Origin of the sequence: Amycolatopsis sp. CA-128772, assembly GCF_002904295.1 — a bacterium.
Classification (GTDB): domain Bacteria; phylum Actinomycetota; class Actinomycetes; order Mycobacteriales; family Pseudonocardiaceae; genus Amycolatopsis.
Map to the genome: position 1 here is coordinate 1 of NZ_PPHG01000049.1, position 14,848 is coordinate 14,848.

A 14,848-nucleotide genomic window follows, 5' to 3' on the forward strand; every position below is an offset into this window, starting at 1 on the left:
CCCCGTCCGGCTCCCCCTCCACCCGGTGGTGTCCGGCTCACCCGATCCGCTCCCCGAAACCCCAGGTAGAAGCCCCGAAGGTGGCGTTACCGGCCGGTAGCTGGAATGATATCTGGCCGCTCACGCTCCGCTGAACCTCTTCCACGCTGCGCCAACCGGCGGGACCCCCGTGTGGCATCTTGACTGGAAGCGCCGGTGGGGTCACGCTTACTCCCGACGGCGAAACCGGGGCCCTTGCGGGAGGGACCCTCGGCTCGCCCGGAGGCATACCTGAAGACGTTGCGAAGCAGGCTGGGCCCCATCGGGAGCGCCCCCTGGACAAGCCGCGACGTTCGGGCTAGACTGCCTCTTTGCGCTGCCCTCTTTCAGGCTGCCCGGAGCCGGTAGTTAGGATAGTGGGCACACGGCACCCTTGACAGTCGCTGATAGCTGTTGCTATGGCGGCCGTCACCGCTCATTGTCCCCGGAAGGACGCATCTTGGCAGTCTCTCCCGCGAACCAGGCCACTGCTGCGACCAACTCGGCTGAATCTCGCTCGGAGGCCACGGGAATCCCCGGCGCGCCCAAGCGGGTTTCCTTCGCAAAGATTCGCGAACCCCTGAACACCCCCAACCTGCTCGACGTCCAGATCCAGTCGTTCCAGTGGTTCACCGGGGACGAAGCGTGGTTCCAGCGCCGTGTCGAGGAGGGTGAGGAGAACCCGGTCGGCGGCCTCGAAGAGGTCCTCAACGAGATCTCCCCGATCGAAGACTTCTCCGGTTCGATGTCCCTGTCCTTCTCCGCCCCGCGCTTCGACGAGGTCAAGGCCTCGATCGAAGAGTGCAAGGACAAGGACATGACGTACGCCGCCCCGCTGTTCGTCACGGCGGAGTTCGTCAACAACAACACGGGTGAGATCAAGAGCCAGACGGTCTTCCTCGGCGACTTCCCGGTGATGACCGACAAGGGCACCTTCGTCATCAACGGCACCGAGCGTGTCGTGGTGTCCCAGCTGGTCCGCTCCCCGGGCGTCTACTACTCCAAGGACATCGACAAGACCTCCGACAAGGACGTCTTCAGCGTCCGGGTCATCCCGAGCCGGGGTGCCTGGCTGGAGTTCGACGTCGACAAGCGCGACACCGTCGGCGTCCGCATCGACCGCAAGCGCCGCCAGCCGGTCACCGTGCTGCTGAAGGCGCTCGGCTGGACCACCGAGGCGATCCGTGAGCGCTTCTCCTTCTCGGAGACGCTGCTCGCCACCCTCGAGAAGGACCACACCGCCGGCACCGACGAGGCGCTGCTCGACATCTACCGCAAGCTCCGCCCGGGCGAACCGCCCACGAAGGAGAGCGCGCAGACCCTGCTGGAGAACCTGTTCTTCAAGGCGAAGCGCTACGACCTGGCCAAGGTCGGCCGGTACAAGGTCAACAAGAAGCTGGGCCTCTCGACGCCGATCGAGAACGGGACGCTGACCGAAGAGGACATCGTCACGATCATCGAGTACCTGGTCCGGCTGCACGCCGGCGAGGACAAGATGGACGCCGCGAACGGCACCGAGATCCCGGTCGAGACCGACGACATCGACCACTTCGGCAACCGCCGCATCCGCACCGTCGGCGAGCTGATCCAGAACCAGATCCGGGTCGGCCTGTCGCGCACCGAGCGCGTCGTCCGCGAGCGCATGACCACGCAGGACGTCGAGGCGATCACCCCGCAGACCCTGATCAACATCCGCCCGATCGGCGCGGCGATCAAGGAGTTCTTCGGCACCTCGCAGCTGTCGCAGTTCATGCAGCAGACGAACCCGATCGACGGCCTGACCCACAAGCGCCGCCTCAACGCGCTGGGCCCGGGTGGTCTGTCGCGTGAGCGCGCCGGCATGGAGGTCCGCGACGTCCACCCGTCGCACTACGGCCGGATGTGCCCGATCGAGACCCCGGAAGGCCCGAACATCGGCCTGATCGGCTCGCTCTGCTCCTACGCGCGGGTCAACCCGTTCGGCTTCATCGAGACGCCGTACCGCAAGGTCGTCGAGGGTCAGGTCACCGACCAGATCGACTACCTGACCGCGGACGAAGAGGACCGGTTCGTCAAGGCCCAGGCCAACGCGCCGATCTCGGACGACGGCACCTTCGTCGAAGACCGGGTCATGGCCCGCCGCAAGGGCGGCGAGGTCGAGCTGATCGACCCGCTCGACATCGACTACATGGACGTGTCGCCGCGGCAGATGGTCTCGATCGCGACGGCGATGATCCCGTTCCTCGAGCACGACGACGCGAACCGCGCGCTGATGGGCGCGAACATGCAGCGTCAGGCCGTGCCGCTGCTCCGCAGCCAGGCGCCGTACGTCGGCACCGGCGTGGAGCTGCGCGCCGCGATCGACTCCGGCGACATGCTGGTCGCCGAGCAGTCGGGCGTGGTGGAGGAGCTCTCCGCCGACCTGATCACGGTCATGCACGACGACGGGACGCGGAAGGCCTACAGCCTCTACAAGTTCCGCCGCTCGAACCACGGCACCTGCTTCAACCACCGCCCGATCGTCAACGAGGGCGACCGGGTCGAAGCCGGCCAGGTCATCGCCGACGGCCCGTCCACCGAAAACGGTGAGGTGGCGCTCGGCAAGAACCTGCTGGTCGCGGTCATGCCGTGGGAGGGCCACAACTACGAGGACGCGATCATCCTCTCCGAGCGCCTGGTGCAGGACGACGTGCTGACGTCGATCCACATCGAGGAGCACGAGATCGACGCCCGCGACACCAAGCTGGGCGCCGAGGAGATCACCCGGGACATCCCGAACGTCTCCGAGGAGGTCCTGGCCGACCTCGACGAGCGCGGCATCATCCGGATCGGTGCCGAGGTCCGCGACGGCGACATCCTGGTCGGCAAGGTCACGCCGAAGGGCGAGACCGAGCTGACCCCGGAGGAGCGCCTGCTCCGCGCGATCTTCGGCGAGAAGGCCCGCGAAGTCCGCGACACCTCGCTGAAGGTGCCGCACGGCGAGACCGGCAAGGTCATCGGCATCCGCGTGTTCTCGCGCGAGGACGACGACGAGCTGCCCCCGGGCGTCAACGAGCTGGTCCGCGTCTACGTGGCCCAGAAGCGCAAGATCCAGCCGGGCGACAAGCTCGCCGGCCGGCACGGGAACAAGGGTGTCATCGGCAAGATCCTGCCGGTCGAGGACATGCCGTTCATGGAGGACGGCACCCCGGTCGACATCATCCTGAACACCCACGGTGTCCCGCGACGGATGAACATCGGCCAGATCCTCGAGCTGCACCTGGGCTGGCTGGCCTCGCAGGGCTGGACGATCGAGGGCGACCCGGACTGGGCGAAGAACCTTTCGCCCGAGCTCCGCGACGTCGCGCCGGGCACGAACACCGCCACCCCGGTGTTCGACGGCGCGAAGGAGGAGGAGCTCACCGGGCTGCTCAGCGCGACCAAGCCGAACCGCGACGGCGAGCGGATGGTCAAGGAGAACGGGAAGGCCAACCTGTTCGACGGCCGCTCCGGCGAGCCGTACCCGTACCCGGTCGCGGTCGGCTACATGTACATCCTGAAGCTGCACCACCTGGTCGACGACAAGATCCACGCCCGCTCCACCGGTCCGTACTCGATGATCACGCAGCAGCCGCTGGGTGGTAAGGCGCAGTTCGGTGGCCAGCGCTTCGGTGAGATGGAGTGCTGGGCGATGCAGGCGTACGGCGCCGCCTACACGCTGCAGGAGCTGCTGACGATCAAGTCGGACGACGTGGTCGGCCGCGTCAAGGTGTACGAGGCCATCGTCAAGGGCGAGAACATCCCCGAGCCGGGCATCCCGGAGTCGTTCAAGGTGCTCCTCAAGGAGCTCCAGTCGCTGTGCCTCAACGTCGAGGTGCTCTCCAGCGACGGTGCGGCGATCGAGATGCGCGACTCCGACGACGAGGACCTCGAGCGCGCCGCGGCCAACCTCGGCATCAACCTGTCCCGCAACGAGTCGCCCTCGGTGGACGACGTCGTGCACTGATCGCGAGCTGAGCTGGGCCCTGCCTCCCGCGGGGCCCAGCTCGCCCGCCACCCCTCTCTAGCCGAAACAACCCCAAGGGGATCTAGACGTGCTGGACGTCAACTTCTTCGATGAGCTCCGCATTGGTCTCGCCACGGCCGACGACATCCGTCAGTGGTCGTACGGCGAGGTCAAGAAGCCGGAGACCATCAACTACCGGACGCTCAAGCCCGAGAAGGACGGCCTCTTCTGCGAGAAGATCTTCGGCCCGACCCGGGACTGGGAGTGCTACTGCGGCAAGTACAAGCGCGTCCGCTTCAAGGGCATCATCTGTGAGCGCTGCGGCGTCGAGGTGACCCGCGCCAAGGTGCGCCGCGAGCGGATGGGCCACATCGAGCTGGCCGCCCCGGTCACCCACATCTGGTACTTCAAGGGTGTTCCGTCCCGCCTGGGCTACCTGCTGGACCTGGCGCCGAAGGACCTCGAGAAGATCATCTACTTCGCTGCTTACGTCATCACCGGCGTGAACACGGAGCTGCGCCACAACGACCTGCCGACCCTCGAGAACGAGATCGGCGTCGAGCGCAAGAACCTCGAGACCAAGCGTGACGCGGACATCGAAGCCCGCGCGCAGAAGCTCGAAGCCGACCTGGCCGCGCTGGAGGCGGAGGGCGCCAAGTCCGACGTCCGCCGCAAGGTCAAGGAAGGCGGCGAGCGCGAGATGCGCCAGCTGCGCGACCGCGCCGGCCGCGAGCTGGACCGCCTCGAGGAGGTCTGGACGACCTTCACGAAGCTGGACACCCGTCAGCTGATCGCCGACGAGCTGCTCTACCGCGAGCTCGTCGACCGCTACGGCGAGTACTTCACCGGCGGCATGGGCGCGGAGGCCATTCAGAAGCTGGCCACCGAGTTCGACGTCTCCGCGGAGGCCGACAACCTGCGCGACACCATCCGCAACGGCAAGGGGCAGAAGAAGCTCCGCGCGCTGAAGCGGCTCAAGGTCGTCGCGGCCTTCCAGGCCACCGGCAACGACCCGCGCGGCATGGTGCTCGACGCCGTCCCGGTGATCCCGCCGGACCTGCGCCCGATGGTGCAGCTGGACGGTGGCCGCTTCGCGACCTCCGACCTGAACGACCTGTACCGCCGGGTGATCAACCGGAACAACCGCCTCAAGCGGCTGATCGACCTCGGCGCGCCCGAGATCATCGTCAACAACGAGAAGCGGATGCTGCAGGAGGCCGTCGACGCGCTGTTCGACAACGGCCGCCGCGGGCGTCCGGTCACCGGCCCGGGCAACCGGCCGCTGAAGTCGCTGTCCGACCTGCTCAAGGGCAAGCAGGGCCGGTTCCGCCAGAACCTGCTCGGCAAGCGCGTCGACTACTCGGGCCGTTCGGTCATCATCGTCGGCCCGCAGCTGAAGCTGCACCAGTGCGGTCTGCCGAAGGACATGGCGCTCGAGCTGTTCAAGCCGTTCGTCATGAAGCGGCTGGTCGACCTGAACCACGCGCAGAACATCAAGTCCGCCAAGCGGATGGTGGAGCGCTCGCGGCCGCAGGTGTGGGACGTGCTGGAAGAGGTCATCACCGGCCACCCGGTGATGCTGAACCGCGCGCCGACGCTGCACCGCCTCGGCATCCAGGCCTTCGAGCCGCAGCTGGTCGAAGGCAAGGCCATCCAGCTGCACCCGCTGGTCTGCGAAGCGTTCAACGCGGACTTCGACGGTGACCAGATGGCGGTGCACCTGCCGCTGTCGGCCGAGGCGCAGGCCGAGGCCCGGATCCTGATGCTGTCGGCGAACAACATCCTGTCGCCGGCGTCGGGCCGTCCGCTCGCCATGCCGCGGCTGGACATGGTCACGGGCCTGTTCCACCTGACCCGCCTCACCGAGACGGCCGAGGGCGCGGGCAACGCGTACTCGTCGACGGCCGAGGCGATCATGGCCTACGACCGCAAGGCGCTGAGCCTGCACGCCCCGGTCAAGATCCGCATCACCGACCGTCAGCCGGCCAAGGCCGACGAGCCGGCGCTCGCGGAAAAGGGCTGGGAGCCGGGCAAGGCGTGGCTGGCCGAGACGACCCTGGGCCGCGTGCTGTTCAACGAGCTGCTGCCGGCGGACTACCCGTTCATCAACGAGCCGATGCCGAAGAAGCGGCAGGCCGCGATCGTGAACGACCTCGCCGAGCGGTACTCGATGACCCAGGTCGCGCAGACCCTGGACCGGCTGAAGGACGCCGGTTTCTACTGGGCGACCCGGTCGGGTGTCACCGTCGCCATCTCGGACGTGCTCACCCCGGTGGGCAAGAAGGCCATCCTCGACGAGTACGAGGGCAAGGCCTCCCAGGTGGAGAAGCGCTACCAGCGCGGTCAGCTGTCGCACGCCGAGCGCAACAACGAGCTCGTCAAGGTGTGGACGCAGGCCACCGAAGAGGTCCACAAGATCATGGAGACGGCGCTGCCGGACGACAACCCGATCGCCATGATCGTGAAGTCGGGCGCCGCCGGTAACATGACGCAGGTCCGGTCCCTGGCCGGTATGCGTGGCCTGGTGTCGAACCCGAAGGGTGAGTACATCCCGCGTCCGATCAAGGCCAACTTCCGTGAGGGCCTGTCGGTGGCGGAGTACTTCATCGCGACGCACGGTGCCCGGAAGGGTCTGGCGGACACGGCGCTCCGTACCGCCGACTCGGGTTACCTGACCCGGCGTCTGGTGGACGTCTCGCAGGACGTCATCGTCCGCGAGACCGACTGCGGCACCACCCGCGGCATCATGATGCCGATCGGCGAGGACGTCGGCGACGGCAAGGTCCTGCGCGATCAGCACGTCGAGACCAGCGTGTACGCGCGGAACCTCGCGACGGACGCGGTGGACGCCAAGGGCAACGTCGTGCTGAACGCCGGCGACGACATCGGCGACCCGGCCATCGACAAGCTGATCTCCAGCGGCATCGCGAAGGTCAAGGTCCGCTCGGTGCTGACGTGCGAGTCGGTCGTCGGTATCTGCGCGACCTGCTACGGCCGCTCGATGGCGACCGGTCTGCTCGTCGACGTCGGCGAGGCGGTGGGTATCGTCGCCGCCCAGTCGATCGGTGAGCCGGGTACCCAGCTGACGATGCGTACGTTCCACCAGGGTGGTGTGGCCGGTGACGACATCACGACCGGTCTGCCGCGTGTCCAGGAGCTGTTCGAGGCGCGGGTGCCGAAGGGCAAGGCGCCGATCGCCGACGTCGATGGCCGCGTGCGCATCGAGGAGAGCGAGCGGTTCTGGAAGATCACGCTGATCCCGGACGACGGCGGCGAAGAGATCGTCTTCGACAAGCTGTCCAAGCGTCAGCGGCTCGCGAACACCCCGAACGGCCCGCTGGGCGACGGTGACCACGTGCACGTCGGTCAGCAGCTGCTCGAAGGCACGCCGGACCCGCACGAGGTGCTGCGGGTCATGGGGCCGCGCGAGGCGCAGATCCACCTGGTGGACGAGGTCCAGAAGGTGTACCGGGCGCAGGGTGTGTCGATCCACGACAAGCACATCGAGGTCATCGTCCGGCAGATGCTGCGCCGGGTGACGATCATCGACTCCGGGGCCACGGACTTCCTGCCGGGCGAGCTGCCCGAGCGGACCAAGTTCGAGGCGACGAACCGGGCCGCGGTCGCCGAAGGCGGCGAGCCGGCTTCGGGCCGTCCAGTGCTGATGGGTATCACGAAGGCGTCGCTCACCACGGACTCGTGGCTGTCGGCGGCGTCGTTCCAGGAGACCACCCGAGTCCTGACCGACGCGGCCATCAACGGCCGCTCGGACAAGCTCGTGGGCCTCAAGGAGAACGTGATCATCGGTAAGCTGATCCCGGCCGGTACGGGCATCAACCGCTACCGCAACATCCAGGTGCAGCCGACGGAAGAGGCCCGGGTCGCGGCGTACGCGATCCCGTCCTACGACGACGGTTACTACACCCCGGACGTGTTCGGTACGGGCACCGGTGCCGCGGTCCCGCTGGACGACTACGACTTCGGCCGCGATTTCCGCTGAAGCTGAGTTACGGGAAAGGCCCTCGCCGGGTTGCCGGCGGGGGCCTTTCCCGTTTCTCACCTGAGCAGGGATTCACCCGCCGAGTAAGCCAGGCTGCCCCGGGACACCGGGAAGTCGAAGTAGGTGTCCGGGAACGGCTCGTCGTTCAGCGTGTAGTGCCACCACTCCTCCGGCAGGTTGCGGAAGCCCGCGGCGGCCATCGTCGACCGCAGCAGGTCGCGGTTCTGCCGGGCGGCGCCGGTGATCGCCGGGTTGTCCGTGTGGGCGAGCGGGTCGAAGCAGTCGTAGCCGGTGCCCATGTCGACCGTGTTGTCCGGGAACCGCTGGTCCCGCGGGGCGTAGCACGCCTTGAGCGGCTCACCCGGAACGTACGGCCGCTGGAACCGGGGCGGGAGCCGCACCAGGGTGAGGTCCATCGTGCTGCCGCGGCTGTGTCCGGACTTCTCGGCGATGTACCCCTCGGCGAACAGCCGGTCCTTGGCGACGTCCGGGTAGAACTCCGCCTTCATCTTTTCGTCGGTGAGGTCCTTCGCCCACCGCACGAAGTGGTCGACGGCGCGCTGCGGCCGGTAGCAGTCGTACACCTTGAGCGTGTAGCCCTGCCGGAGCAGCCGCGCCTGCGCCTTCCGCAGCCCTTCCGCCGCCTGGCGGGTCAGGATGCACAGCGGCCGGCGGTACCCGTCGATGCGGCGGCCGATGAAGTTGTGGCGCGTGTCGTAGCGGATGTCCTGCAGGATCGACGGCGCGACGTCGGAGAGCGCGACGAACGCGCCGGACGTGCCGGCCTGCGCGGGCGTCGGCACGGCGAGATTGCCCAGAGCGGCGAGGGTGACGGCGAGGGCGCGCACCCGGCGGGGGAAGATCGGCATTCCTCCCGTCTATCAGCCCGGCCCCGGGCGCGCAGCCGCCGTCCGAGTCAGGACCAGCCGTCGGCCCTCGTCGCCCGCAGGAAGTCGTCCGACGGCGGCTGCACCGGGCGGCCCTCGAACTGCGTGGAAAGCACCACCGACGACCGCAGTTCGCCGTGCTTGCCGAGCCGCTCCAGCAGCCCTTCGAAGTGTTCGAGCGACGCCGCGCGGATCTTGAGCATCGTGCAGTGGTCGCCGGACAGGCGGTGGATCTCCACGACCTCCGGGTAGTCCTCGGACTTCGACGTCTTCAGCAGGCAGCTGCTGAGCGCGCACCGCATCTCGACGAACGCCTGCAGCGGCTGGCCCGTGCGCCGCGCGTCGACCTGGGCGCGGTACCCGGTGATCACCCCGGTCTCTTCGAGCCGCCGCACCCGCTCGGCCACCGCCGGCGCCGACAGGTTGATCCGGCGGCCGAGCTCCTTGAACGACAGCCGACCGTCGGCCTGCAGCAGCTCCAGCAACCGCCAGTCGACGTCGTCCAGCGCCTTTTCCGAACGAAAAGTCATGGGCCCCATCTTCCTTCCGAACCGCGGCCGGGGCGACGGATTTGCCGTCGGACGTCCCTTCGGACCGGGTCCCGGAATCCCTAGAGTTCCTGGTCATGGGGACTTCGACGGTGACCGGCCGGACCCGGTCCATGGGGGCGCTGTTCGCGGGCGTCGCACTGCTCAACACGGCCACGGTCGGTCTGGGCACCGCGGCGACGCTGATCGTCGCCGCCGGCAGCGGCGCGGTCTGGAGCGGGTTGCCGAGCGTGGCGAACGTGCTCGGCACCGCGGCGGGCGCGCTCGGCGCCGGCACGCTGCTGCCGGTTTATGGCCGCCGTCGCGTGCTGGCCGCCGGCTACGGCATCGCCGCGGCCGGCGCGCTGGTGGCGTTCGCGGGCGCGCTGGCGACGTCCGTCGTGCCGCTGCTGCTGGGCATCCTGCTGGTCGGCCTGGGCAACGGCGGCGCGCAGCTCTCGCGGTACGTGGCCGCGGACCTGTACCCGGAAGACCAGCGGGGCCGGGCCCTCTCGACCGTCGTCTGGGGCGGGACCGTCGGCGCGCTCGCCGGGCCGGCCCTGATGGCGCCGGCGGCCGGCGTCGCGGCCCGCTTCGGCTGGCCGTCGCTGTCCGGCCCGGTCGCGGTGGCGGTCCTGGCCACGGCGGGTGCGGCGGTGGCGGCGTCGGTCCTCCCGCGGCACGTGCCCCCGCCGCGGGAGGACGTCGTAGCCGCACGCGGCCCGATGCGGCCGGCCGGGATCGCGCGGCCGCTGATCGCGATGGTCGCCGCGCAGCTCACGATGGGCGCCGTGATGACGATGACGCCGTTGCAGCTGCAGGCGCACGGGCACGGCCTCGGCGTCGTCGGCTGGGTGCTGAGCGCGCACCTGTTCGGGATGTTCGCGCTGGCGCCGCTGTCGGGCCGGATCGCCGACCGCTGGGGTCCGCGCGTCGCGATCAACGCGGGGCTCGGCGTGCTCGCGCTGGCGACGGCGACCGCGCTCGCGGCGCCGACGGCACACACCTCCGGCCTGCCGGTCGCGCTGTTCCTCCTGGGCTACGGCTGGAACCTCGTGTTCGTCGGCGGCAGCGCGCAGCTCAGCCGGGACCTCGCGCCGGAGACGCGCAGCCGGGTGCAGGGCACCGTGGACGCGGTCGTCTGGTCGGCGTCCGCGCTGGCCGGGCTGGGGTCCGGGGCGCTGTTCGCCGGCGGCGGATACGCGCTGGTCGCGGTCGTCGGCGGGGTGCTGGCCCTGCTCCCGCTGGCGTTCTCCGCCGCCCGTGACGGCCGGTAGCCGGGCCGTTGTCGGCAAATCTCTCCTCACCGGCCCCGCGACCGCCCGGCGAGAATGGGCCGTGGCTGACTCTGTGCCCTTCACGGACAACTTCTCGGACCTCTCGAACACGCAGGGGTACCAGTTTGAGTTCCGGTGCGAACGCTGCGGCAACGGCTTCCGTTCCGCCTTCCAGCGCGACAACGTCGAGACCGGCCGAAGCGTGCTTCGCGCCGTCGGCTCGTTCTTCGGCGGGACGCTGCGCGACCTGAGCAACTCGGCCGACCAGTGGCGCTACGACCGCGCGACGAACTCGCCGGCCAAGGACAAGGCGCTGGCCGCGGCGGTCGAGGAAATCACCCCGAGCTTCCGCCAGTGCCGCGGCTGCGGCGACTGGATGTGCGAGACCCAGTGCTGGAACGAGGAGATCGGCCAGTGCCTGCGCTGCTCGCCGAGCGTCGCCGAGGAGATCTCGCGCGCCCAGGCGGCGGCCCAGCGCGACCAGATCTGGGACAAGGCCCGCGAGAAGGACTGGACGGCGGGCCTCGACATCGACACCCGCGCGAAGGTGACGTGCCCGGGCTGCGGCCTGAAGGCCGACGGCGGCAAGTTCTGTTCGTCGTGCGGCACCTCCCTGGCCCTGAAGGTCGCCTGCGGCGGCTGCGGGAGCGAGAGCAACAAGCCGGGTGCGCTGTTCTGCTCGGACTGCGGCGGCAAACTCTGAGCCGTCCGGCGGATCCGGGCCGCACCGGGCACCATGAACGCATGACGCCCGTCACGAAGCGCCTGACCGTGATCGCCGTCGTGCTGATCACGGCGGGCGCGGTCCTGCTTGCGGTGGGGGCGATCGGCTTCCGGGCCACGTCCGACCAGCCCGACGCCAACATCGGCGCCGGCTTCGCCCTCCTCGCCGGGCCCTACGTCGTCGGCCTCGGCCTGGTGTTCGCGCTGTCGGCGGGCCTGACCCACCTCACGACGCGTCGCCGCTGAACCGCCACAGCGCCGCGGGCAGGTGATCGGCCAGGTCGGCGAGGTAGCGGGCGTCGGCGGTGACGTTTGGCCGCGTCGCGCAGCCCTGGCCCCACGTCCGCGCGGCGCCGTTCTCGACGACGACCTCGCGCTGCCCGAACCGCGGGTTCGCCGCCAGCCACCGGGCCAGCTCGGCGTCGAGACCCGAATCCGGCGGCAGGGTCGGCATGGACACCGGCCGGCCCGGGACGATCCGCAGCTCCGGGCCCGGCGGCACCCGCACCTGAGTCACGTGCAGGTCGCGGAAGTACGTGTGGTCGTCGAAGTGCCGGTAGGACTCCCGCGTGTCGATCGCGAGCGCCGGCCGGGTCCCGACGCGGAACTCGACCCAGGGGTCCGCCGGCCCGCCCGTCAGCGGCCGCCCGGCCGGGTGAACCACGCCGAACGTGGGGGAGCCGGTGCCGTCGCCGCTGCCGAACGTCCCGCCCTGCTCCGCCGCGAACGCCTTGAACCAGTGCCCGGCCCGGCCCGCGGCGGCCGTCCGTTGCGACCGCCACCAGATCGCCGCGGCCACCGCGGCCACCACCACGAGCACGCCGATCGTGAAGAGCGTCTGCATCGTCAGAAGTCCAGGTCCTCGCGGGTCTCCTCGACGGACTGGTCCCGCCCGGTCCCGTCGTAGTCACTGGCCTTCTTGGCGTTCTTCACGTGGCTGTTGAGCTTGCCGAGGTGGTCGTTCACCGTCTTGGCCGGGTTGTCGCCGGGGTTGGCCGGATTGAAGCCGAGCACACCCTTGACCGCCGCTTCGCCACCCTTCTTCAGCGCTTCGGTGGCGCCGGCCTTGAGCATCGTCTTCGTGTAGTCGACCTTCCCGGCCGCGTCGAGCACCGGGTTCTCGAACGCCTTCGCCCAGCGCTTGCCGATCAGGCCCTGGTCACCGACGGCCTTCTGGAGCAGGTCCTTGCCCTCGTTCTCCGCGGTGATCTTCGTCAGCGACTTGCCCAGCGTCGTCGAGGCGAACTTCTGCTGCAGCTTCCGGAGCCAGCCGAGCACCTTCTGCAGCAGCTCGCGCAGCTTGTTCACCTTCTGCGTGGTCTTCGCGGTCGTCTGCGCGGCCTTGACCTCGGTGACCGGGGCGGCGGCGGACAGCGACGCCCCGCAGGTCGGCACCGCGGCGGCCAGCGCCGGCACCCACAGCAGGATCAGCCAGGTCACGAACTCGGTGAGGATGGCCTTGATCAGGTCCTCGACGAAGCTCATCAGCATGCTGTTCAGCTGCAGCATCCGGGCGAGGTCGCCGGACTTGCCGGCCACGCCCTCGATGCCGTGCGCGAACTCGCCCAGCGCGATCTTCGCCGCGTTGCTCGCGTCGCCTTCCCAGTCCTTCAGCGATTCGTCGGCGACCTGGGCGAAGTTCTGCGCCAGCTGGTCGAGCCCGGTGGCGATCGCGCCGAAGTTCTCCGCCGCGACGCCCAGCGCGGGCCCGTCGCCGCTGACGAAGTGGATCGCGTCCTGGATCGGCTGGACGGCGTTGACCAGGAAGTTCAGCCCCTGCCCGACGAGCCAGCCGAGCGGGTCGGTCGCGATGTCGGTGAGGGTGCTCGCGCTCGACTGGATGAAGCTCGCGGTGTCGGTCGCGATGGTGCCGAGCGCGAGCGTGATGTCCGCGCCGTCGGGCTGCGGCGCGAAGACCGCCTTGGTCACCGAAACGGCGTCCTTCCCGACGGTGACGGCGCCGCCCACGAACGGCGTCGCCTTCACGGCGTTGCCGACGTTGACCCCGAGCACGGTGCCCGGATCGCCGGACTTGACGGTGATCCCGCCCGCGACGTCTTCGACCTCGGCCATGTGCTCCCCCTCAGTCCTTGCCCGGGCCGTCGAGCAGCACCTCGACCTGCCCGAAGAAGGTTTTGTGGTCGTCTTCGACGCCCTGGTAGACGTTCGCCGCGTCGGTGAACTTCGCCTGCGCCGAGGCGAGCCCGTCCGCGATCGACGCCAGCAGCGACTGCAGCTCGTGCAGGGTGTCGTCGTAGCCGCCCTTGGTGAAGACGCCGACGACGCCCCACGACTTGTCACCGACGTCGGCCTGGCCCACCTTCTCGGTGATCTTCGCGCCCTGTTCGCGGTATTTGCCCAGGTCACCGACGTACTTGTGCAGTGCGTCGACCTGGACGCGGTAGCCGCCGCCCATCAGTCCTCCTCGTCGAACAGGTTCCGCAGGAACCGGTCACCCGCGGACGGGCCCGCGGCGGGCGGGGCCGGCGGCGGATCGGCCGGCCGCAGCACCCGCTGCTCCGAGAAGTCCTGCGGCGCCGGCTCTGCTGTCTCTTCGGTGAGCTTCGACCGCAGTTCTTCGACGGTGGTTCCGAACGCGACGGCCTGCGTCTCCAGGACCTGGTCGACCAGGCCGAAGTCGTCACCCATGTTCTCCTCGACGATGACGGCCTGCCGCCGCGCCGCCTCGCCGACGGCCTCCCGCAGCGTCGCCAGCAGCGTGGCGGAAAGGGCCTGCGGCCCCTTGGCCAGCGCGGCCTCGGTGAACTTGACGTCCAGGACGGCCCCGCCGGGCCCGGTGACGACGGTGACATCCCCGTCGGCCGACGCGGCGCTCGCCCGCAGCTCGGTGAGCTGCTGCTGCATGGTCCCCAGCCCGGCGAACCGGTCGTCGGCGCTGCGCACGCCCGCCCGGAACCGTTCGTATTCGGCCACCAGGTGCTCGAACTCGGCCGTCATGTCCCGTCCTCCCGCTGCGTGGTCGACTCATCGTGACGCTTCGACCGCACTGTGACGCACGGAACGCCCGATCCGATCCCACTGCATCACCCGACCGGGTAATGGGTAGGTTTCGGCCGGAGAGGGCACCAGGGGACAACGCGCGAGGAGTGTGTGATGACCAGCACCGAAGGGGCCGGACGCCCCGACGAAGAACCGAAGTCGACGGGCAGCCACGCGGCCCCCGAGGGGGCGGGCGTCCACCCCCTGATCGACCTGTCCCGCGACCCGAACCCGGGCAAGCCGGACCACGCGAAGCCGGACGAAGACTAAGGCAGGGGAGAGGGCCGGGCGGTGGTGCGGGGTGGGCGCACCACCGGCGGCCCACGGGGGCGGCCGGCGCAGGTTAGTGCGCCCGGCCTGGCTGCGGCGGCTCTTCGCGGCGGCGCCCGGCCCGGCTGGCCGGTGGTTGCGCGGCGGGCCGGGCTCGTGCCGGTGGTTGCGCGGCGGGCCGG

General features: G+C 69.6%; 12 protein-coding genes. 6 read left to right on the plus strand and 6 right to left on the minus strand.

Annotated elements, in window-relative coordinates:
* The first annotated feature begins 478 nt into the window (after window positions 1-478).
* Together C2L59_RS18075 and C2L59_RS18080 are read left to right on the plus strand one after the other, a co-directional pair.
* The gene (locus C2L59_RS18075) at window positions 479-3,982 is read left to right on the plus strand and encodes a DNA-directed RNA polymerase subunit beta (protein WP_103350694.1); all 3,504 of its coding nucleotides are present in this window, start codon (window positions 479-481) and stop codon (window positions 3,980-3,982) included.
* Window positions 3,983-4,070: 88 nt separating this feature from the next.
* Entirely contained in the window at window positions 4,071-7,982 is a 3,912-nt protein-coding gene (locus tag C2L59_RS18080; RefSeq protein ID WP_103350695.1) for a DNA-directed RNA polymerase subunit beta', read from the plus strand.
* Between the two features lie 56 nt (window positions 7,983-8,038).
* Here C2L59_RS18080 and C2L59_RS18085 read toward each other — a convergent pair whose 3' ends face one another.
* A complete protein-coding gene (locus C2L59_RS18085; protein ID WP_103350696.1) occupies window positions 8,039-8,851 on the minus strand; it encodes a M15 family metallopeptidase in 813 nt (270 codons plus the stop codon).
* A gap of 47 nt (window positions 8,852-8,898) precedes the next feature.
* On the minus strand, window positions 8,899-9,399 hold the full coding sequence (locus C2L59_RS18090; RefSeq protein WP_103350697.1) for an Lrp/AsnC family transcriptional regulator: 501 nt from the start codon (window positions 9,397-9,399) through the stop codon (window positions 8,899-8,901).
* Window positions 9,400-9,494: 95 nt separating this feature from the next.
* Between C2L59_RS18090 and C2L59_RS18095 the strand changes: the two genes are divergently transcribed.
* The 3 genes from C2L59_RS18095 to C2L59_RS18105 all read left to right on the plus strand — a co-directional run bounded on the left by C2L59_RS18095 (window position 9,495) and on the right by C2L59_RS18105 (window position 11,642).
* On the plus strand, window positions 9,495-10,673 hold the full coding sequence (locus tag C2L59_RS18095; RefSeq protein ID WP_103350698.1) for an MFS transporter: 1,179 nt from the start codon (window positions 9,495-9,497) through the stop codon (window positions 10,671-10,673).
* A 61-nt stretch (window positions 10,674-10,734) separates the two neighbouring features.
* The gene (locus tag C2L59_RS18100; protein WP_233223547.1) at window positions 10,735-11,376 is read left to right on the plus strand and encodes a zinc ribbon domain-containing protein; all 642 of its coding nucleotides are present in this window, start codon (window positions 10,735-10,737) and stop codon (window positions 11,374-11,376) included.
* Window positions 11,377-11,417: 41 nt separating this feature from the next.
* Window positions 11,418-11,642 (plus strand): hypothetical protein, encoded by a 225-nt coding sequence (locus C2L59_RS18105; RefSeq protein WP_103350700.1) that lies wholly within the window; start codon window positions 11,418-11,420, stop codon window positions 11,640-11,642.
* On the opposite strand, the gene C2L59_RS49020 is transcribed toward C2L59_RS18105, so the two are convergent.
* Genes C2L59_RS49020 through C2L59_RS18125 form a run of 4 tightly spaced genes read right to left on the minus strand, consistent with a single transcriptional unit; the run spans window position 11,623 to window position 14,354 of the window.
* Window positions 11,623-12,240, minus strand: coding sequence for a hypothetical protein (locus tag C2L59_RS49020; protein ID WP_233223548.1), 618 nt, complete (start codon window positions 12,238-12,240; stop codon window positions 11,623-11,625). The genes C2L59_RS18105 and C2L59_RS49020 overlap by 20 nt on opposite strands.
* 2 nt (window positions 12,241-12,242) lie before the next feature.
* Complete coding sequence (locus tag C2L59_RS18115; protein ID WP_103350701.1) at window positions 12,243-13,469, minus strand: hypothetical protein; 1,227 nt, start codon at window positions 13,467-13,469, stop codon at window positions 12,243-12,245.
* A gap of 10 nt (window positions 13,470-13,479) precedes the next feature.
* Window positions 13,480-13,812, minus strand: a complete 333-nt coding sequence (locus tag C2L59_RS18120; RefSeq protein ID WP_103350702.1) for an ESX-1 secretion-associated protein — start codon at window positions 13,810-13,812, stop codon at window positions 13,480-13,482.
* Window positions 13,812-14,354: a YbaB/EbfC family nucleoid-associated protein gene (locus C2L59_RS18125; protein WP_103350703.1), complete on the minus strand. Its 543-nt coding sequence runs from the start codon at window positions 14,352-14,354 to the stop codon at window positions 13,812-13,814. The genes C2L59_RS18120 and C2L59_RS18125 overlap by 1 nt, the downstream gene beginning before the upstream one ends.
* A 156-nt stretch (window positions 14,355-14,510) precedes the next feature.
* Here C2L59_RS18125 and C2L59_RS18130 point away from each other — a divergent pair, with 156 nt between their 5' ends.
* Complete coding sequence (locus C2L59_RS18130) at window positions 14,511-14,666, plus strand: hypothetical protein (RefSeq protein WP_086857727.1); 156 nt, start codon at window positions 14,511-14,513, stop codon at window positions 14,664-14,666.
* The last annotated feature ends 182 nt before the right edge of the window (window positions 14,667-14,848 follow it).